Below are 19425 nucleotides of genomic sequence, written 5' to 3' on the forward strand. Positions count from 1 at the left end.
GCAAGCCAGGGAGCAGTTCGGTGTACCCCATGCAAGCCACCCGCCGCCCTGGAACGGATTTCCGGTTTCAACCAATAGCTAAAAGCATCAAAACAAGATAAATCCCATGACAACACTTCATACCGATCTGATGGAGGGCAAAACGCCGGAGCAGGCCCTGCAGGCTTTTTGCCAGACCTATACCTACGTAGAGGCGCAGGCCGCCCTCTGGCAGTGCCTGCAACCGCGCGTGCTTGAGTTGGCTGCCCAGCCACCCGGTGAGGAGACGGACCGCCAGCTAGCCCTCTGCGGGCACCTCGAACAACTGCTGGCCCTTGTGTACCGGTTTTCCCCGGGCTGAGACTAATTGCCGGCTGAGCCAGGCTGACACGGCGGCTGCTTCTGTGAAGCAAACCACGCCTTTTCTTATCGTTTTACTATAATTTTTTAAGTCCATGTTTCTGAAAAAATGGCTTCCGGGCCCCTTCATGCCTTTACTTTTCCTTTTGATCCTCCTCCTGCTGCACCTGCTGCCGGGCAGTTTGCTCTCCCTTTGCCGGGCACAGCCACCGGCAGCCGAGGGGCTGGCTGTGGGGCAACGGGTGCCGCAGCACCTGCCCCTGCAGCTGGTCAATCACCCCAAAGCCGTGGCCACCCTCTCCGACTTCAGCGGCAAACTGCTGCTGCTCGACTTCTGGGCCACCTGGTGCAGCGCCTCCCGGCAGCCGCTTCCCCTGCTCGACTCCCTGCAGGCAGCCTACGAGGGGCAGCTGCAGGTCCTGCTGGTCAGCTACACCGCCGCCCGCGACAACAAGGATGACGTTACCGGTTTCTTCGACAGCTGGCGCAAACCAGACGGCACCCGCTACCGCCTCCCTTCCGTGGTGGAGGATACCAGCCTGATCCGGCTCTTCCCGCACAAGCCTATCCCGCATTTTGTCTGGGTGGGCCCCGACGGAACCGTGGGCGCTATTACCCGCGCCGAGCAGGTTACCCCCCGTAACATTGAAAGGGCGATCAGGGAAGGGGTAATGCCACCCTCTCTGCGCCCCGACCTGGATCTGGACCGTCCCCTGCTGGCAACCGAAGGGCTGCCGCCGCAGGCCGCCCGCTACTACGCCACGCTGCTGCAGGGCACCGTGGACGACGGCCCCGCCCGGCTACAGGAGCGCCAGAGCGGTGGTCAGCCAAACGGCCTGGTAGCCGCCAACATGTCGCTGCTCGGGCTCTACACCAGCGCCAAGCGCCACCTCTACCCGGAGCTGGGCACCAAGGGGCTGGTACTGGAAATCAGCGACTCCTCCCGCCTCTTCCCCGAAAAGTCCGCGCTGGCGCCGCTTGAGTGGAAAGCGCGCCACACGTACGCCTACGACCTGCTGCTCCCGGAAGACAGCGACCAGGATCCCTACCGTGTGCTGCTGGAGGACCTGAACCGCTACTCGGGCTTCCGGGCGGCCCTGGAGCTGCGCGAGACGGACTGCCTGCGGCTGGTGCGTAAGGGTCGCAAAGACAGGCTCCGGAGCAAAGGAGGAGCGCCGGCAAACAGGCTCTACAGCCGCAACGCCCCCTCCCTGCAAAATCTGCCCCTCACTGCGCTGGTGGCGCGCCTCAACAGCAACAACACGCTGCCCCTGCTGGTGGTGGACGACACCGGCTACAGCGGCCCTGTGGACATCGGACTGACAGGCAGCCTGACGGACCTGCCCGCGCTGCGGGCACAGTTGCGGGCTTACGGGCTGGACCTGGTGCCCGCCCGGCGCAAAGCATCCGTGTTTGTGCTGCGCGAAACGTCCCCTTTAAGAGAGTAAAGGCGGAGGCCGGGGCGGCCGGGCCCGTCTGGCTGTTCGGGCGGCAGCCTCCCCGGGGTGATAGATTAGTTCAGAATAGTTTAAGGTTAGTCCGAAGGGGAGAGCCCGGAAGGCGGCACCCAGTCCCGCCGCCGCTGCCGGTCGCCCCGGCCTCCGCTTATTTTTTCCATACAAGTCGCTGCGACACAGCACAACACTTGAAGATTTTTTTAAACCTAAACCACAATTCAGATGAAAAACAGTTTACTTCTGCTTTCCCTGCTGCTGCTACCCCTCTGGGGGCTGGCTCAGCAGGACGTCCGCGGCCGCGTCGTGGCCGCTGCGGACCGGGTCCCGCTGCCGGGTGCCACTGTCCGGGTAAAGGGCACCACCCTGGGTGCTGTCACCGACACCGCCGGCTTCTTCTCCCTCAACAGACTCCCGGCGGACGCAGTGCTGCAGGTGCAGTCCCTGGGCTACGCCTCCCGCGAGCTTTCACTCCCGTCCCCGCTCCCCAGCCCCTTCGTCATCGCCCTGGAACAGCAGGCGGGCCAGCTGGGCGAGGTGCTCGTCTCCACGGGCTACCAGCAGCTGCCGCCCGAGCGCTCCACCGGCGCCTTCGCCCGGGTGAGCCAGGAGCGCCTCAGCGAGCAGGTCACGCCCGATGTGATCAGCCGCCTGGAGTCGGTGGCCAATGGCCTGACTGTCAACCGGGGCACCCTCGGGGGCGGAGGGCTCATCATCCGGGGCCTCAGCTCCATCCAGGGACCGAAAGATCCCCTGATCGTCGTGGACAACTTTCCCTACGAGGGTGACCTCAACAACATCAACCCTAACGATGTGGAGAGCGTGACCGTGCTCAAAGACGCGGCCGCCGCCTCCATCTGGGGGGCGCGGGCCGGCAACGGCGTGGTCGTGATCACGACCAGAAAGGGCCGCTTTGCGCAGCCCCTCCGCGTGGAGTTCAACTCCAACCTCACCGTAGGGGAAAAGCCGGACCTGGGCTACCTGCCCCTGATGTCCACTGCCGACTACATTGATGTGGAGGAGATGCTCTTCGGGCGTGGCTACTATAACAGCAGCATCAACTCAGCCAGCAGGCCCGCCCTCTCCCCGGTGGTGGAGCTGCTGCGCCGCCGCCAGAGCGGGGCCGTCACCGAAGAGCAGGCTGCCGCGCAGCTGCAGGCCTGGCGCCAGTACGATATCCGCGAAGAGTTTGATAGGCACCTGTACCAACGCGCCCTCAACCAGCAGTACAGCCTCTCCCTGCGCGGGGGAACACCGAAGCACGCCTGGCACCTGTCGGCGGGTCATGACCGCAACCGGGATCAGCTGGACGCCGGCTTCCGACGCCTTAATATGAATGCCGGCAATACCTTCCGTCTCACGGACCGGCTGGAGCTGAGCACGGGCCTCTACCTGACACGGAGCGAGCGCAGCAGCGGCCGCCTGGGCTACGGGGACCAGCGTTTCAGCGGCACGCGCATGTACCCCTACCAGCGCTTCGCAGACGAGCAGGGCAACCCGCTGCCCATGCCCCGCGACCACAGCCAGACCTGGAAGGAAACTGCCGGGGGCGGCAGACTCCTGGACTGGAATTTCTACCCGCTGCGCTTCCATCACCATGACCGCAGCACGACCGAACTGCAGGACCTGCTGGCCAGTACCAGCCTCGCCTACCGCCTGCCTTTCGGGCTGGAGGCCTCCCTGCGCTACCAGTACCAGCGGCAGCACACAACTACCGGGCACCTACAGAATACCGAAAGCTACGCCGCCCGCCACCTGGTCAACCTCTACACCCGCCTCGACCCCGATACGGGGGAGCCGGTGCGCGCCATCCCGCTAGGCGGCATCCTGCACCAGCACAGCAGCCTGCTGGAAGCACACAACGGCCGGGCACAGCTGAACCTGGACCGCACCTGGGGAGACCACGAACTGGCCGCTCTGGCCGGAGCGGAGGTACGCCAGGCCCGCACCTCCGGCAGCGGCAACCTCTTCTACGGCTACAGCCAGGAGAACCTGACCTTCGGCCTTGTGGACTACGCCAACCGCCACCCGACCTTTGTGAACGGCAGCACCGCCCTGATTCCTAACGGCCAGAGCCTGAGCGAGCGCCTCCAGCGCTTTGTTTCCGTGTTCGGCAACGCCGCCTATACCTACAAGCGCCGCTACACCCTCTCTGCCAGTGCCCGCCAGGACGGCTCCAACGTGTTCGGCGTTGAGGCCAATGACCGCTGGAACCCGCTCTGGTCTGCCGGCGCCGCCTGGAACCTGGCCGGTGAATCGTTTTACGGGCTGGGATTCCTTCCGACGCTGCGCCTGAGGGCCACTTACGGGTACAGCGGCAACATCGACCTGAGCCGGACCGCCGTTTCCACCATGCTCTACTCGGTTCCCTCCTCCTATATTCAGACGCCCACCGCCGTCTTTGACAACTACGGCAACCCCTACCTGCGCTGGGAGAAGACGCGCATGGTCAACCTGGCCGTGGATTTCGGCTTCCTCAACGACCGCGTGACCGGCAGCCTGGACTTTTTCCGCAAAAAAGGCACAGACCTGCTGGGGCGTGCGCTGGTGGACTACACGGCCGGCGTCGGCTCCACGGTGCTCAAGAACGCGGCCAGCATGAAGGGGGCGGGTTTTGACCTGGAGCTCAACAGCCGCAACCTGCAGGCGGGGGCTTTCAGCTGGACCTCCCATTTGAACCTGAGCCGGGCGAAGGACGAGGTGACGGAGTATTACCTGAGCAATCTCAACGGCAGCAGCTTTGTCACCTCTGTGCCTACCATCTCAGCCCTGCCAGGCCGGCCGGTCTACGCCATCTATTCCTACCGCTGGGCCGGACTGGACCCGCAGACAGGCGACCCGATGGGCTTTGCGGACGGAGAGCCGAGCAAGGACTACCTGCTGCTGACCGGTCCCAGTACCCAGGTAACTGACCTGCGCTTTCACGGCTCGGCACTGCCCACCCTATTCGGTTCACTGGGCAATACGCTCTCCTACGGCAACTTTTCGCTCACGGCCCGCATCAACTACAAGCTCGGCTACTTCTTCCGCCGGGAGTCCATCAATTACAATGCACTCTACAGCAACGGGATCGGCCACCGCGACTATGCCCGCCGCTGGCAGCAGCCGGGAGATGAAGCCCACAGCCAGGTACCCTCCCTGCCCTACCCGGCCAGCTCACGCCGCGATACGTTTTACGCCGGATCGGAAGTTCTCGTCGAACGGGGTGATCATGTGCGGCTCCAGTACGTTTCGGCCAGCTATACCTTCACGCAGGAACGCTGGCGGCAGCTGCCCTTTAGCAGCCTCCAGGCCTATGCCAGCGCCAGCAACCTGGGACTGCTGTGGACTGCCAACAAGCAGGGCATCGACCCTGACTTCCAGCTGGGCGGCAACGCCCTGCCCCCCGCCCCGAATTACTCGCTGGGCCTGAAAGCATCTTTTTAACTTTTTAAGTCTTTACACAGATGATAACCAAATATCTAACCGTATTCCTTGCCCTGGCAGGCCTCTGTCTGTCAACCGGCTGCCGGGATTTCCTGGACGAAAAGCCCAACAAACAGCAGGTGGTGCCCTCTACGCTGGCAGACCTGCAGGCCCTGCTTGACCGCTCCAACATCATCAACGACAGTGACCCGGGCGCCGGCGAGGTCAGCGCCGACAACTATTACCTCACCGAGCAGGACTGGGCGGGGCTCAACGAGCCCTTCCGGCGTATGCACGTCTGGGAGAAAGATAATCTCTTTCCCGGCGGCTCAAACGACTGGCTGTACGCCTACAGGCCCGTTTACATCGCCAACACCGTCCTGGAGACGCTTCCCCGCATTGACCGCACGCCCGGCAATGCTACCGCCTATGACAACGTGAAAGGGCAGGCGCTCTTTGTACGGGGCAAGTCCGTCCTGCAGGCAGCGGTCATCTGGTCGCCCGCCTATGAGGAGGCGACGGCGGGAACAGCCCTGGGCGTGCCGCTGCGCCTCAGCACAGATTTTGAGACGAAGTCCGTCCGCCCCTCCCTGCAGGAGACCTACCACCAGCTGCTCCGGGATCTGCAGGAGGCCGCCGCGCTGCTGCCCCCCACACCGCCCCACCCGATCCGGGCCTCCCGCGCCGCCGCCTACGGCCTGCTGGCCCGGGCCTACCTCTCCATGGGGGAGCACACCCTGGTGGAGGCCTACGCGGATTCCTCCCTCCGCCTTTACAGTACGCTGCTGGATTTTAACGAGCTGAACCCGAACGCCGCCTACCCGGTGCCGGAGTCCAACCGCGAGATCGTGTACCGCAGCAGCATCAACATTCCCGCACCGTTGGCCGTCAGCAGGGGGAAGATTGCCCCGGAGCTATATGTATCCTACGCAGAGGATGACCTCCGGAAGACCGTGCTGTTCAGAAGCAACGGCAACGACACCTATGGCTTCAAGGGCAGCTTTGAGGGAAACAACAACCTGTTCTCGGGCATCGCCACAGGCGAGGTGCTGCTGATGCGGGCGGAGGCCCGCGCCCGCAACGGCAAGGCGGAGGCAGCCATGGAGGACCTCAACCGGCTGCTGGCCGCCCGCTGGAAAGCGGGAACCTTTACCCCGCTGGCTGCGGAAAGCCCGGACCAGGCGCTGGAGCTGGTACTCGGAGAGCGCCGGAAGGAGCTGCTGATGCGGGGGCTGCGCTGGATGGACATCAAGCGCCTTAACGCGGCAGGGGCTGGTATCTCGCTGCAACGGGCAGTCGGGGAGGACCGCTTTGCCCTTCCGGCCCGTGACCCGCGCTTCGCACTCCCCATACCTGAGGATGTGATTGAGCTGTCGGGTATGCCCCAGAACCCCCGCTAGCCTGGCACCAGCCACAAACAAAAAGGCCCTGTACTGCGCTTAAGTAGCGCAGTACAGGGCCTTTTCTCATGTACTAGCCGACTTTACGGCTTGCGGGAGCTGGCATCCTCCAGAATTCTGGCTTCGTCCCGCTCGTCCAGCCAATCCTCGAGCGTGCCGCTGTCGATCGTTACCACGCAGGGCAGATCCCCGCCACCGCAGGATGGTCCGTTTCCTGTCACTTCCGACCAGCGTTGCAGGTTGTACACCTCGTTCATGTCCGTGCCGTTGAACTGGTACTGCACCGCCACCGGCTCCTCTTCGGCCACTTTCGCAGGCGCTGCCACATTCGTAAACGCCATGGCCGCCACAGCCACCAACAGCGCCACTAAACTCAACATATACTTTTTCATAATAGTGGATGCTTTTATAGATCAAAAAGCAAGCGAAAAACTTTAGTTAGATAAACGTTACAATGCCTACTCTTGCGACAGGTTTTCGGCCTCCCCTGCGCTATCCGGTCGCCTCGCGGCCGGCAGCATCCTTATGCTGGTAATTTCCCGGTGCACCTCCTTTCTGATGGTATGATCCAAAGGTAGGAGGGCTTATTTTGTATTTTTCTGTTGCAGAACAGGAAATCACCCGTATTTTAAGAAACTTCTGATCCCCTTTATCCGTAAGCGCCCTACTTTCCGGAGCGCAGTTTACTCAGCGTATCCGGGAACATACCCAGGAAGGAGGCGATCGTCTTGATAGGGGCCACCTGGAAAAGCTGGGGACGCTCGGCCATCAGTTTTTCGTAGCGGGCCTGCGCCGGCAGACTGGTACGCTCGTAATAATGCCGGTAGATGCGGAGCAGGTAGTCTTCCATGATGTAGCGTTCAAGCAGGCGGTAACCCGGCACCTGCGCTGCCAGCCGGTCCAGTGCCCGGTAAGAGACTGTCAGCAGCTCGCTGTCGGTCAGCAGTTCAATGCTGAAGCTGGTGGGTTGTTGGCGACAGAAGCTGTCCAGCGCCACCATCACCTCCCCTTCCTGCCAGAACCACATCGTCACTTCCTCTTCTTTTACCTCATCATAAGCCAGTCCACGCGCCGCGCCGCTGCAGATGTACCAGGCATGGCGGGGGGTGCTGCCTGGTTGCAGCAGCAGGTGTCCCCGCGGCAGATGCTGGCAGGTGATGCTGCCTGACAGAGCCTCTCTGAAGTCATTCCCTAAGGGATAATAGGCATCGAGGGTCTTGAAAAGTGTTTCTGTTTTCATAGGTGTATTGCTCTTCCGGAATAAAAATACACCCTTTAATTAGAGCAGAATCCGGCACGGGTACAAGCAGAACGGAGAAGACGGGGAAGCTACTGACGGGCACATTGCCCCGTAAGGCAATATGTTGAGGGCCAGACCAGGATAGAACAGTTTGATTTCTGACAAGTCCGGGGAAAACCGGAAGATTATAATGGGAAAAATCCCGGCCAGCGTTCCGGGAATCCGGAGCGATTCTGCCTATTATAACACAAGGTAAAACAGCCATATTCCCCTTGCGGACGGGAACAGGTCGTTTTCATGCAAATATTACTATAAACAAGTAAACTGAACACTACCCTTTCATCAGCCCCCTATATCCTTTTGCCTCCCCCTCCTGTATGTATCTCCAGATCAGCCCGGCAGTTTACAGCCGGCTCACCGACAATCCGCTCCTTCTATCACCCTTAAACCATAATCGCTATGAAGAACAGTTCTGCACATCGCCCATGGCTGACCTCCTTTCTTCGCCAGCCCACCCCCTTTCCCCCGCACTGGTGGGCCATCGTTCCGGCTACCATGGCATGCCACCTGCTGCTCACCCTGCTCTTTACCAGGTGGGAAGACACCTTTCCTGCCACGGCACTGCTCCTCTCCCTCTTCACCGGGAGTATGCTCACCTGGGTTGTCACATCACACGTTGCCCTCTCCCCAGGTACTGCCACCACCACAAAGTCCCCTGCCCCGGGATGCCGCTTTCTGATGGCACAGTCGGCAGACAAGTACCTGTCAATACCCGTAGAGCAGGTGAGCTGTATTTATAGGGTGGGACGGCACACCCTGCTCCGCACCTTCGACAAAACGGAGTATCTGCTGCCCCACTCCCTCCGGGAGGTAATGGAACAGCTCGACACGCGCCATTTTTTCCAGGTAAACCGGCGCCTGATCGTCCACCGCAGGGCCTGCGTCAGCTACCAGTCCGCACCTTTCGGTAAACTGCTTCTGACCCTGCAACCGCCTCTTTCAGATACCGTCACCGTCAGCCAGGGCAAAGCGCCGGCTTTCCGCAAGTGGATGGCATGCTGACTGCGTGGTAAGCCCCCGGCAATACCGGTCCCTTCCCCCACCAATTTTGAGGAGGTGGGGCCAATGCCCCTACGCTTTGCTATCTTACCCGGAGAGCAAACACCGATCACCATGCAGCAGCACTACCTTACCTGCCGCCAGGCGAATTCCTTCGACCTGGTGGATTACCTGCAGCGCCTGGGACACCGCCCCGCCAGGATAAGCCGGCAGGACTACTGGTACCGTTCCCCCCTGCGGGAAGAACTCCAGCCCTCCTTCAAAGTGAACCGCAGCCTGAACCGCTGGTATGACCATGGCTTGGGGTGCGGGGGCACCCTCGTGGATTTCGGGATCCGCTACCACGACTGCAGTGTCCGGGAACTCCTGCAGACACTGCAGGAGGGTACCTGTCTGCCGTCCAGACTCCCACTCCCCTCCCAAGAGGCAAAGCAGGAGGAGACGGCGGAGGGTAAGATCCGGATCCTCTCGGAGGGCCCACTGCAGGCTTCGTTTCTTTGCCGCTACCTGGCCCGGAGAGGCATCTCCCTGCCACTGGCCCGTACCTACTGCCGGGAAGTGCGTTACACCCTGCGCGGCCGGGAGTACCGGGCCATCGGCTTTCCCAACGATGCAGGCGGCTATGAGCTGCGCACGCCCTCCTTCAAAGCCTCCAGCTCCCCCAAAACCTTCTCCACCCGGGATAACGGGGGACGGGAGGTCATCGTGCTGGAGGGGTTCATGGACTTTCTGGCTTACCGGCAGCTGCATGCGCGCGAAGCACATCCGGTCAACTTTCTTGTACTGAACTCCCTCGCTTTTTTTGAGCGGGCGCGGGCTTGCCTGGAGAGGCACGAGACTATCCGCCTCTGGCTGGACCGGGACACCGCCGGCCGTCACTCGACACAGCTCGCCCTTTCCTACTCACCCCGCTACCGGGATGAAAGCGCCCGGTATGCCCCCTGCAAGGACCTGAGCGAATGGCTGGAGCAGCGGCGGGCAAGGCGGAAAAGCCTTTCTCCCTGAGCCACCGCCACGCCGGATTGCCTGCTTTGCCGCAATCGGCAAGATGTCCGGTTGTATCACAACCGCAGTTTGCCGCCTGCACTCCGGAGTCGTGGGCGGTGCTTTTGAATGACTGACAAACCCTAGCTTTTAGCATATGACAGAACAGGAAGACAAGCGCACCCGGTGGCTGCACCTGCGCCTCACCCCGGCAGAATATGACCGGCTGGACCGGGAGTTCCGGCAGACGACCTGCCGGCAGATGAGCCGGTTTGCCCGACGCAAGCTGCTCGGACAGCCCATCACGGTGCGTTACCGCAACCAGTCACTGGACGAGTTCATGACAGAGATGATCCGCCTGCGGACCGAACTCAGCCGGCTGGGCATCAACTTCAACCAGGCGGTAAAAAAACTACACAGCCTCCACCAGATCTCCGAGTTCCGGGGCTGGCTGCTCACCTGGGAAACAGAGCGTGACCAGCTGCAGCGCCAGGTCACAGCAATCAAGCATCAACTCAATTCCATCGCCGACCAATGGTTGCAGTAATCAAAACGGGCTCCTCCATCCGCCGCATCTTCCACTACAACGAGCAGAAAGTGGCGGAAGGCGTGGCCAGCTGCCTGCTGGCAGCTAATTATCCGAAAGACACGGAGCACCTGACCCGGGAGCAGCGGATCCGGCTGCTGCTGCACCAGGCCGCCCTCAACGAGCGCGTCACACGCAACAGCGTGCACATCTCCCTGAACTTCGCTCCTTCCGAGCAGTTGCCGGATGAGCGGCTGCGGGAGATTGCCTGTGCCTACATGGAGGCGATCGGTTTCGGAGAGCAGCCCTTCCTGGTCTACCAGCACCGGGACGCAGGGCACCCGCACCTCCACCTGGTCTCAGTGAAAGTAAGGGCCGATGGCAGCCGCATCGACATGCACAACATCGGGCGCAGGCAATCTGAAATCGCGCGGAAGGAAATCGAGCAGCGCTTCAGGCTGGTGCAGGCAGAGGCAAACCGGCGGGAGCGGAACCTTGCCCAAACGCTCTCTCCTGTTCGTATCGTGCAGTACGGACGCACGGAAACAAGGCGCGCCATCCAGCAGGTGCTCACCTCCGTGCTGCCGCACTACCATTACTCCTCCCTGCCAGAGCTTAACGCCGTGCTCGGTCTGTACCGGGTAGCGGCGGACAGGGGAAGCGAAAACTCCCGCACCTTCCGCAGCCGGGGCCTGGTGTACCGGGTTCTGGACGGGGAGGGCAGAAAAGTCGGTGTACCCGTCAAGGCAAGTGACTTTTCCCTCAGGCCGACGCTGGCCTACCTGGAGCGCCGTTTTGCGGAAAACGCTTCGGCTCGCCTGCCCCACCGGAACGCAGTGCGCCAGCGGGTGGAGCTCGCTCTGCGCCGTCCTGTCAGCTCCCTGGAACAACTCCGGCAGGTACTCGAGAAAGACGGCATGCACCTGGTGCTCCGCCAGAACGAAGCGGGGAGGGTGTACGGGATTACCTATGTCGACCATCGGTCACGCTGCGTGTTCAACGGCAGCACCCTAGGGAAGGGCTACAGTGCACAGGCTGTCCTGGCCCGTTGTGAGGCAAACACAGCGGATACAGGTTTACAGCAATCCTTACACCTCCGGCAGGCGAGGCGGTCGGTTGCGGAACCAGGGCAACCAATACCTGCTTTTCTGCAGCACAGGCCTGCCCCTGCTCTCCCGCCAGCCGGGGCAGGCGACCTCTCGGACGCAATGCTCCAGGCGGGACCACCGGGTGAATACGTGCCGCACCAGTTGAAACGAAACAGAAAAAAGAAAAAGCGTCTTTTCAAAAAGCACTGATTCCTATGGCTTACCAGACCGGCGAAAACGAGCAGGCACTGCGCAAAATCCTGGACATGACCAGGTTGATCAGCCTGGTTCTCCTCGTACTACATGTGTATTATTTCTGCTACGCAGCGTTTGAGGAGTGGCAGATTTCCCATCCTTTCACTGACCAGCTGCTACGCACTATTCGGAATACCGGACTCTTCGATACCTTCCACCGCTCCAAAGGCCTCTCCTTCGGATTCCTGCTTGTCTCCCTGCTGGGTGCCCGGGGGCGAAAGCATGAAAAACTACGTTACGGGCGCGGCCTCGCCTGCCTGCTGGTGGGACTGCTGCTTTTTTTCGGCAGTTGTCTCCTTCTTGCCTTTCATATTCCCCCACAGTTGTTAGCCACAGGATACCTACTGCTGGTGGGAATCGGTTACCTGCTGACCCTGTCGGGAGGCATCCTGATGACACGCGTCATCCGAAGCCGCCTGGGCAGCGCGGATGTCTTCAACCGTGAGAACGAAACCTTCCCGCAGGAAGAGCGGCTGCTGGAAAACGCCTACTCCATCAACCTCCCGGCCCGCTACAGACTCAAAAATCAGGCCCGCAAAAGTTGGATCAACATCATCAACCCTTTCCGGGGGCTGCTGGTGCTGGGTACGCCCGGCGCCGGGAAGAGCTATTTTGTCATACGCCATGTCATTACCCAGCACATCCGCAAGGGCTTTGCCATGTTTGTTTATGACTTCAAGTTCGACGACCTCTCCCGGATCGCCTACAACGCCTGGCTCCGGCACGGGAAGCGGCACCGGGTGCCTCCCGCCTTCTTTGCAATCAACTTCGATGATCTTTCCCGCAGCCACCGCTGCAACCCGCTGGCCCCGGGCACCATGACCGACATCACCGACGCGGCCGAGTCGGCCCGGACCATCCTGCTCGGCCTGAACCGGGAATGGATCCGGCGCCAGGGAGACTTCTTTGTCGAGTCCCCGATCAACTTCCTCACCGCCATCATCTGGTTTCTCCGCAGGTACCGGGACGGGGAGTTCTGCACCCTGCCGCATGTGATCGAGCTGATGCAGGCTGATTATGAGCGTCTCTTTACCGTACTCCGCACGGAACCAGAGATTGAAGTGCTGATCAACCCCTTCGTAAACGCCTTCCGGCACGATGTGATGGAGCAGCTGGAGGGGCAGATTGCCTCTGCCAAAGTAGCGCTGGCCCGCCTCTCCTCCCCCCAGCTGTACTATGTGCTGTCCGGCAACGACTTTACGCTGGACCTCAACAACCCGGAGGCACCCAAAATCATCTGCATGGGCAACAACCCGCAGAAGGTCCAGATCTACGAGGCCGTCCTTTCCCTTTACGTGACCCGCCTGATCAAACTGGTCAACCAGAAGGGGAAACAGCCCTGCAGCCTGGTATTCGATGAATTCCCCACCCTCTACCTCTCCAACATGGACAGCCTGATGGCCACGGCCCGCAGCAACAAAGTCGCCACCTGCCTGGGTCTGCAGGATTTCAGCCAGCTGCGGAAAGACTACGGACGCGAGCAGGCCGATGTGATCACCGGCATAGCCGGCAATGTGATCTGCGGACAGGCCACGGGAGAAACGGCACGCCTCCTCTCCGACCGGTTCGGCCGCATCCAGCAGGACCGGCAAAGCATCTCAATCAACAGCGGAGACACATCCGTCAGCCGCTCCAGGCAGTTGGAAGCCGCCATCCCCGCCTCGCGCATCGCCAGCCTGAGCTCCGGGGAGTTCGTGGGCATGGTGGCGGATGACCCGGACTGCAGAATAGAACTGAAGGCCTTCCACGCCGAAATACTGAATGACCATGAGGCCCTGCGCCGGGAACAGGCAGCCTATCGGCCGCTTCCTGCTGTACGCACTCTCCCCCCGGAAGCTGTCCAGCGCAATTACCGGCAGATCAGGCAGGATATTGAAAACCTGCTCCACAGTGAAATGGACCGTGTGCTGCAGGACCCGGCCCTGGCTCACCTGCTGGTGGACAGGGCGGGCTAGATAATGTTCCGCTTCCGCTTTGACTGCCTGACCAGCAGGAACCCGATGCCTGTTAAAACCGGCAGGTTATACTAAAACAGCAGTAATTTCCAATCGGTCTGTGCTGTGATTTTACACACAAAAGCGAGGTATTTTCCTGTGTACCTTCCCTTTTAACCCATCCGCCAGCCGTGAGAAAAGCCGGAGAGCCGGAATATCCACATCTACACATATGCAAAACATTAAAAATCAATAATTTATAAACACCACATTCACTCCCGGAATTACATGCGGTTGAATGGCGGGACATGAGCGAGCACCTTCAGGCACAAGTTTTTTTAACCAAAATTTAATAAACTATGCCGAAGCTGTTGACCCGGACCCAAACGGGATCCTTTACCTTTGCCGAAACACCCGCGTGTGATTTTGGCAATCCAGAAAATAATGTTCTACATTCGCAGGCCGTAGCGCCTGAAGAGCTCAAAGCAAACTGTGACCGGTACTGGCAGCTGTTGCAGACGCAGGCCCCGGCCCTGGCTGACACGATGATCCGCGCCTCCACCTTCACGGCTGACTCTTTGCGGGAGCTGCTCAACAGCCAGCCCGGGGCTGCATTCTTCCGTGTCTACTATGGCGTCCGGGAGAACGGGGAGCATTTGCTGTTCATGGGGCCGGTGCAGGAAGAGGAGACTGTCGCATCGTTTTCCACCGAAAGCGAAGAAAGTCTCTATGTGGAAAACTGCTGCCACTGTCCGCCGCGCCTTAACTGCCCGAAAGATGAACTCCTGGAATGGGATAATTAACTTAAACGGGGGGCAGGCAACTGCCTCCCTCTCTTTTTAACAATGTGGGACCTTTGGATATATTTCAGCCTGTTGGCCTTTAACCTGCTTGCCTGGTTGATCCGTTTCCGGCAGCACTCCCCAGTACTCCACTTGTTGGGAAGTGCATTACTGGCAACGTTCCTGCTGGAGGGTTACAGCGCCTTTCTGATGATGAGGCAGGTACAGAACCTGCACATTTACCAGCTCCTGGCCCCGGTCCAGTATGCGCTGTTTGCCGCCACTCTGGGGTTTCTGATCAGGGGATCAGGATGGCGCAGGGCAATTGCATGCTCCATCCCGCTTTACGTGCTGCTCGTGCTGCTGATCACCTACCGCTTTCAGGCAGAGGAAGCGTTTAACTCTTTCGCCCTGGCACTGAAGCATCTTCTGCTCATAAGCTGGTCTCTGGTATATATCCGGGAAATTTTCCGTTACATGACCGTGGATCGGCTCGAGCGGGAACCTTCATTCTGGATTGTCAGCGGGCTCCTTTTCCACGCCCTTGGGAATTTCTTCAACGACGGCCTGATGAATACGATGCTGGGAGAGTCTTTCGACGCCGCCCATACATTTTATTTTATCGGCATTTTTCTGAGTTTTTTGCTTTATTTGATGACGCTTGTCGCCTTCTTACTATCTGGTCGTAAGAGTAACCCCGCCTGTTCAATCACATAGATCGGGGTATAAGCGCGTACTCCTATGCCTGAGACACCTGTTATCATTATTGCCGGGACAGCGCTAATGCTGGCGCTTGGCCTGATTATCATCATGATTACCCTGGCCTACCAGAAAAAACAACTGCAGCATCAGCAGGAACTCCTGCGACTGGAGGCGGACTACCGGCAGGAAATTCTGAAAGCGCAGCTGGAAATACAGGAGGAGACCTTCCTTTCCTTCTCACAGGAGCTACACGATAACATCGGGCAGCTTCTGCTGCTGGCCCGGCTGCAGCTCGGGGTCGGAGCCGAAAACGCTGGCCAGGCATCTGCCGTTTTTTACAAAAGCAGGGGAACCCTGGACCTGGCCATTGATGAGGTCCGGGCACTCGCCAGACGCTACAACAGCCTCTACATACACGAGCAGGAGCTCACGGCCCTGTTGGAGGCGCACGTTGAACTTATACGGCAGGCCGGTACGCACCGGGTTGATCTCCGGCTGGAAGGACCGGAACAGCCGCTCCCCTCCGAGAAAAAACTCCTGCTCTTCCGCATCGTACAGGAAGCCCTGAGCAATATCCTGCGCCACGCCAGGGCACGTTCCATTACCATTCTTCTACGATATACCGGTAGCAGTCTGCAGCTGCAGATAACGGACGATGGTCGTGGTTTTGAGCACAGCAGGGCTACGGCAGGAACAGGGCTCCACAACATGCGCAACCGTGCGCACCTGATCGGGGCCAGGCTCAGGCTGGAGAGTCAGAACGGTGCAGGGACCAACGTATGGATTGAATTACCCTTAACTTAAACCCTATGGAAACAACTATACCGATAACAAAAATTGCCTTGGTGGATGACCACCGCCTTTTCAGGGAAGGTCTTAAAGAGGTCATAAATAGCTTCAGCGGCTACACTGTTACGCTGGAAGCCGATAACGGGAAGGATCTTATCCGCAAGCTCTTCCCGGATCGTATTCCAGCTATAGCACTGCTCGACATCAGCATGCCGGAAATGGATGGCTTCGAAACAGCCCGCTGGTTCCGGGAGCACCATCCACAGGTCAGGCTACTCGCGCTTTCCATGCGGGATGATCACGCCTCAATCCTGAAAATGCTGAAATGCGGTGTGGATGGCTACATCCTCAAAAGTGCGGACTCCGCCGAGCTTCGGATGGCACTGGATGCCCTCGAAATCAACGGGAGCTACTACACCGGTAGCGTCAGCGAGATCCTGCGACAGGATATGATCAGCCCCTCTCCTGTCGCTCCTCCTCTGACAGAGGAGGACCTGGCTTTCCTGGAGCTGATTTGTACGGACCTACCTTACAAGGCTTTTGAGGCACCCCTCAATATCAGCGGGCGCGCGGTGGAAGCAAAGCGGGACAGGTTCTTCAGGCGATTTGGTGTGAAGACACGTACGGCGCTGGCCGTCTATGCCATCCGGAGTGGGCTGGTGAAGCTAACTTAACCCTAGAACCGCCTACTGCTTACATTAGCCATAGCCAGCCAGATTGAGCTCGAAGAACAAGGGCGGCTGGATGCGCGGCGGCTGACCCGCAGGCGAGCAAAACGTGGGCTGTAGGTTTTATTTTATTAATTGCAGGAGGCATTTTACAACATCAAAAACATAACGGCAACAGGCGTGAGGAATATAGTAGACTGGCAAGCGGAGGCAATACCAAGATCGACAAAAAGAAGCTTGTGCAGCCTTGCTATTGCCTGATTACTAAGTCAAATAAATAGAGAATTAACTTATTTGAAAGTTAGGATAGAAGGAGGTAATAGAGTCCTCTTAACCGATAATCACTTTATTATCCCGCCACACTACAGGGGGCAGAACGGGTTCAGAAAATACTAATCAAAGGACAAGATTTATCTATCATACCTCCCATTTGTCATCCCTCCATCCTGACAATTCGAAATGCGGGAAATCCTTTAAGGAAGAATAATTCCCACCCCAAACTATTTTATCATGCTGAAGCATAAAACCCGCAAATTTTCTAAACAAATCCACATCCCAATCAAGCTTCTTATCTGATGTTATGAAAGCCACATCGAAGGCTCGTGCCTTCTTGAAGTTATGCGCAGATTGACCAGGTGGTGCATGTGTGACGACCAAGTCATTTTCACTCTTGCTTAATGGGTGCAAATTTGCTTGTGCCCGCAGCCTGTTCACCTCTTCTACATCCTCACGTCCTTGTGCATATAGCGCTGCCTGTTCCTCCATAGAACGATATCCGCTCATGATAAATGGATGAGGCAGGTTAGGGTGCACTCCTAAATAGGCTTCTTTTGAACGAAGGTACTCTTTTATCAATAGTGGATGAAGGTCATCCAATGCCATCAAAAAGCTTAAATCAGAAACAGATATTATATCAACAGACATGTCAGGACTCCTTTATTACCAATTAGTTCAAGAATAGTTCCTTACCCCGAATTGAAATGTTAGACTCTAAAATACAAATAGCTTCTTCTTCAGTTATGACACCCTGATTCACAAGCGCCCTAGAGTACCAAGCCAGGTGTTTCCTCAGATTGGTTTTTAGCTGTTCTGAAGAAGAGAGGAAGGCATCCAGAAAGAATTTAGGACGCGGTATTATATAAGTCAGGATTAAGCACTCTTTTATAGTTAGCTGAGAAGGCTGTTTGTCAAAATAAAATTCTGATGCTTCCTTAACACCATAAACGTTAATCCCCAACTCAATGACATTCATATAAATCTCCAATATTCTACTTTTAGAGACCTGAAACACATTCTCAAGTAAAAGTGCAACAATAATCTCTTCTATTTTTCTGCTGATTGCTTTCTCATGACTCAAGAACAAATTTCTAACCAACTGCATGGTTATGGTACTTGCACCTCTTATAAACCGCTTATTTTCATAATTATATGCGAAGGCATAGCCCAGCATCTGCAAATCGACCCCAAGATGCTGATAAAATCGTGGATCCTCAGTATTTAGAATCAAATTTGCCAATACACTTGGGATATCATCTATTTTTATGAAACTTCGGTTTGTTTCACATAAGTGAATGCTCCTAATAAACTTTCCGTTTTCGAGGACGTTGTGCATGAATGAGCCCGCCAAATCTGCAAAAACGGGTGGATAAGACAACGGCTCCAACGTATGATCTATTTTTATATCCAGCAGATTGTTATAAGAGTCATTAACTTGGAAAGCTAAAATGGCATCCTCAATGGAAAGTTTACCCTTCAATTTAAACTTATTCAGATACCCAAATAAAGAAATTGGTAAAGAACCAATGAGATCTTCCACAGCAATCTCCTCCATTGAAAAAGCAACTGCCACCAAATTGTCCTCTACAAAATCATGCTTAACAGAAAAATCAAGCCTTATCCTATTGTAATCGATAAATGAGGAATCCTCAACCATAAAAGCATCTTCTGAAAGCTGACAATTAAGTCGCCCCTTTAAAAGTGGTATAGTGATTCCATCATGCAGTATCTTCCCGTTCTTTATAAAAGTATCGTTTGCACAAAACTCAATTGAAATGTTCAGAGGATCATTGACAGCCACCTGTATGGATAAATCGTTCGTTACAAGTCTGAAACCATTGTTTGGTATAGACACCAATTGATTCTGATCAAGCGATTCTATGCTATTAATGGAAATTACTTTGTTTTTCTTATCAAGAGCACCAACTAAATTAAATTGTTGTGAAGCGAGGCCTGAAAAACAGGCTCTAGCCGTGAGGACCTCCTTAAACAATTCAATATTATTTATCGATAACAGATAGCTATGCTTGTCACTTGTGGAAATCTCTATCGCATCGGCTCTAAACTCATAAGGAATACTTCCAATAAACTTTTCTGCATACCTAAACACAAAAACGTAGTATTTTCTAATTATTTGGGAGGAATGAAAACTACTTTCATTAGTTGACTTGCTGGAATGCATTTCACTCTTTTTGGCAGTAATTCTGTTAACAATTTTCCCCACACTATGGCACCTGAGCCGAAACTTGCCCTTCAGAATTGCCTCAGATGATAATTTTATACTGACATGTGGTAGGTGAGTATAAACCTTACTAGATTGAATGCGCAAATCCTTTATGACTACTTTGAATGCAGATAACTCTATTGCACCCACCTCCATAGTGATAAAGAACAGCTTACCTGCTTCACTTATGGCATTCCTTTGTAGTTTAAGCGTCCATTCACTTTTAAATAAAGCTGTACACCCAATTATCAAAAGATTCTTTAGAACTTTGCCTTTAAAAATTATCTTTTTCACTATTGA

At 56.9% G+C, this 19425-nt stretch carries 17 protein-coding genes and 1 pseudogene; 14 read left to right on the forward strand and 4 right to left on the reverse strand.

What is annotated here, in order from left to right; translation table 11 throughout:
• Window positions 1–106 precede the first annotated feature (106 nt).
• The 5 genes and pseudogenes from AC5FXQ_RS20775 (at window position 107) to AC5FXQ_RS20795 (ending at window position 6598) form a co-directional block, all read left to right on the forward strand.
• Window positions 107–340 (forward strand): hypothetical protein, encoded by a 234-nt coding sequence (locus tag AC5FXQ_RS20775; RefSeq protein WP_493604333.1) that lies wholly within the window; start codon window positions 107–109, stop codon window positions 338–340.
• 94 nt (window positions 341–434) lie between these two features.
• Window positions 435–1787 carry a TlpA family protein disulfide reductase gene (locus AC5FXQ_RS20780; protein WP_493604334.1) on the forward strand — a complete coding sequence of 451 codons (1353 nt, stop codon included), beginning with the start codon at window positions 435–437 and terminating at the stop codon, window positions 1785–1787.
• A 231-nt stretch (window positions 1788–2018) separates the two neighbouring features.
• The gene (locus AC5FXQ_RS20785) at window positions 2019–5219 is read left to right on the forward strand and encodes a SusC/RagA family TonB-linked outer membrane protein (RefSeq protein ID WP_493604335.1); all 3201 of its coding nucleotides are present in this window, start codon (window positions 2019–2021) and stop codon (window positions 5217–5219) included.
• Between the two features lie 20 nt (window positions 5220–5239).
• Window positions 5240–5857 (forward strand): annotated as a pseudogene (locus tag AC5FXQ_RS20790) (RagB/SusD family nutrient uptake outer membrane protein); the annotation flags it as partial.
• 63 nt (window positions 5858–5920) lie between these two features.
• Window positions 5921–6598, forward strand: a complete 678-nt coding sequence (locus AC5FXQ_RS20795; RefSeq protein ID WP_493604357.1) for a RagB/SusD family nutrient uptake outer membrane protein — start codon at window positions 5921–5923, stop codon at window positions 6596–6598.
• A gap of 83 nt (window positions 6599–6681) precedes the next feature.
• Here AC5FXQ_RS20795 and AC5FXQ_RS20800 read toward each other — a convergent pair whose 3' ends face one another.
• Entirely contained in the window at window positions 6682–6990 is a 309-nt protein-coding gene (locus AC5FXQ_RS20800) for a hypothetical protein (RefSeq protein ID WP_493604336.1), read from the reverse strand.
• A 272-nt stretch (window positions 6991–7262) separates the two neighbouring features.
• The gene (locus tag AC5FXQ_RS20805; protein ID WP_493604337.1) at window positions 7263–7838 is read right to left on the reverse strand and encodes a Crp/Fnr family transcriptional regulator; all 576 of its coding nucleotides are present in this window, start codon (window positions 7836–7838) and stop codon (window positions 7263–7265) included.
• Window positions 7839–8297: 459 nt separating this feature from the next.
• Here AC5FXQ_RS20805 and AC5FXQ_RS20810 point away from each other — a divergent pair, with 459 nt between their 5' ends.
• The 9 genes from AC5FXQ_RS20810 (at window position 8298) to AC5FXQ_RS20850 (ending at window position 16631) form a co-directional block, all read left to right on the forward strand.
• Entirely contained in the window at window positions 8298–8900 is a 603-nt protein-coding gene (locus tag AC5FXQ_RS20810) for a LytTR family DNA-binding domain-containing protein (protein ID WP_493604338.1), read from the forward strand.
• Window positions 8901–8963: 63 nt separating this feature from the next.
• Entirely contained in the window at window positions 8964–9902 is a 939-nt protein-coding gene (locus AC5FXQ_RS20815; RefSeq protein ID WP_493604339.1) for a DUF8464 domain-containing protein, read from the forward strand.
• 136 nt (window positions 9903–10038) lie between these two features.
• Window positions 10039–10428, forward strand: coding sequence for a plasmid mobilization protein (locus tag AC5FXQ_RS20820; RefSeq protein ID WP_493604340.1), 390 nt, complete (start codon window positions 10039–10041; stop codon window positions 10426–10428).
• A complete protein-coding gene (locus AC5FXQ_RS20825; RefSeq protein ID WP_493604341.1) occupies window positions 10416–11705 on the forward strand; it encodes a relaxase/mobilization nuclease domain-containing protein in 1290 nt (429 codons plus the stop codon). Before AC5FXQ_RS20820 ends, AC5FXQ_RS20825 begins: the two co-directional genes overlap by 13 nt.
• 5 nt (window positions 11706–11710) lie before the next feature.
• On the forward strand, window positions 11711–13705 hold the full coding sequence (gene mobC, locus AC5FXQ_RS20830) for a conjugal transfer protein MobC (protein ID WP_493604342.1): 1995 nt from the start codon (window positions 11711–11713) through the stop codon (window positions 13703–13705).
• Window positions 13706–14043: 338 nt separating this feature from the next.
• On the forward strand, window positions 14044–14487 hold the full coding sequence (locus AC5FXQ_RS20835) for a hypothetical protein (RefSeq protein ID WP_493604343.1): 444 nt from the start codon (window positions 14044–14046) through the stop codon (window positions 14485–14487).
• Between the two features lie 42 nt (window positions 14488–14529).
• A complete protein-coding gene (locus tag AC5FXQ_RS20840) occupies window positions 14530–15183 on the forward strand; it encodes a hypothetical protein (protein ID WP_493604344.1) in 654 nt (217 codons plus the stop codon).
• A gap of 24 nt (window positions 15184–15207) precedes the next feature.
• Window positions 15208–15972 (forward strand): sensor histidine kinase, encoded by a 765-nt coding sequence (locus tag AC5FXQ_RS20845; RefSeq protein ID WP_493604345.1) that lies wholly within the window; start codon window positions 15208–15210, stop codon window positions 15970–15972.
• A 5-nt stretch (window positions 15973–15977) separates the two neighbouring features.
• On the forward strand, window positions 15978–16631 hold the full coding sequence (locus tag AC5FXQ_RS20850; RefSeq protein WP_493604346.1) for a response regulator: 654 nt from the start codon (window positions 15978–15980) through the stop codon (window positions 16629–16631).
• Window positions 16632–17042: 411 nt separating this feature from the next.
• Here AC5FXQ_RS20850 and AC5FXQ_RS20855 read toward each other — a convergent pair whose 3' ends face one another.
• Window positions 17043–17549 (reverse strand): M15 family metallopeptidase, encoded by a 507-nt coding sequence (locus tag AC5FXQ_RS20855; RefSeq protein WP_493604347.1) that lies wholly within the window; start codon window positions 17547–17549, stop codon window positions 17043–17045.
• Window positions 17550–17571: 22 nt separating this feature from the next.
• Complete coding sequence (locus AC5FXQ_RS20860; protein WP_493604348.1) at window positions 17572–19419, reverse strand: transglycosylase domain-containing protein; 1848 nt, start codon at window positions 19417–19419, stop codon at window positions 17572–17574.
• Between the last annotated feature and the right edge of the window lie 6 nt (window positions 19420–19425).

It is taken from the genome of Pontibacter sp. LHS1, from assembly GCF_058932855.1.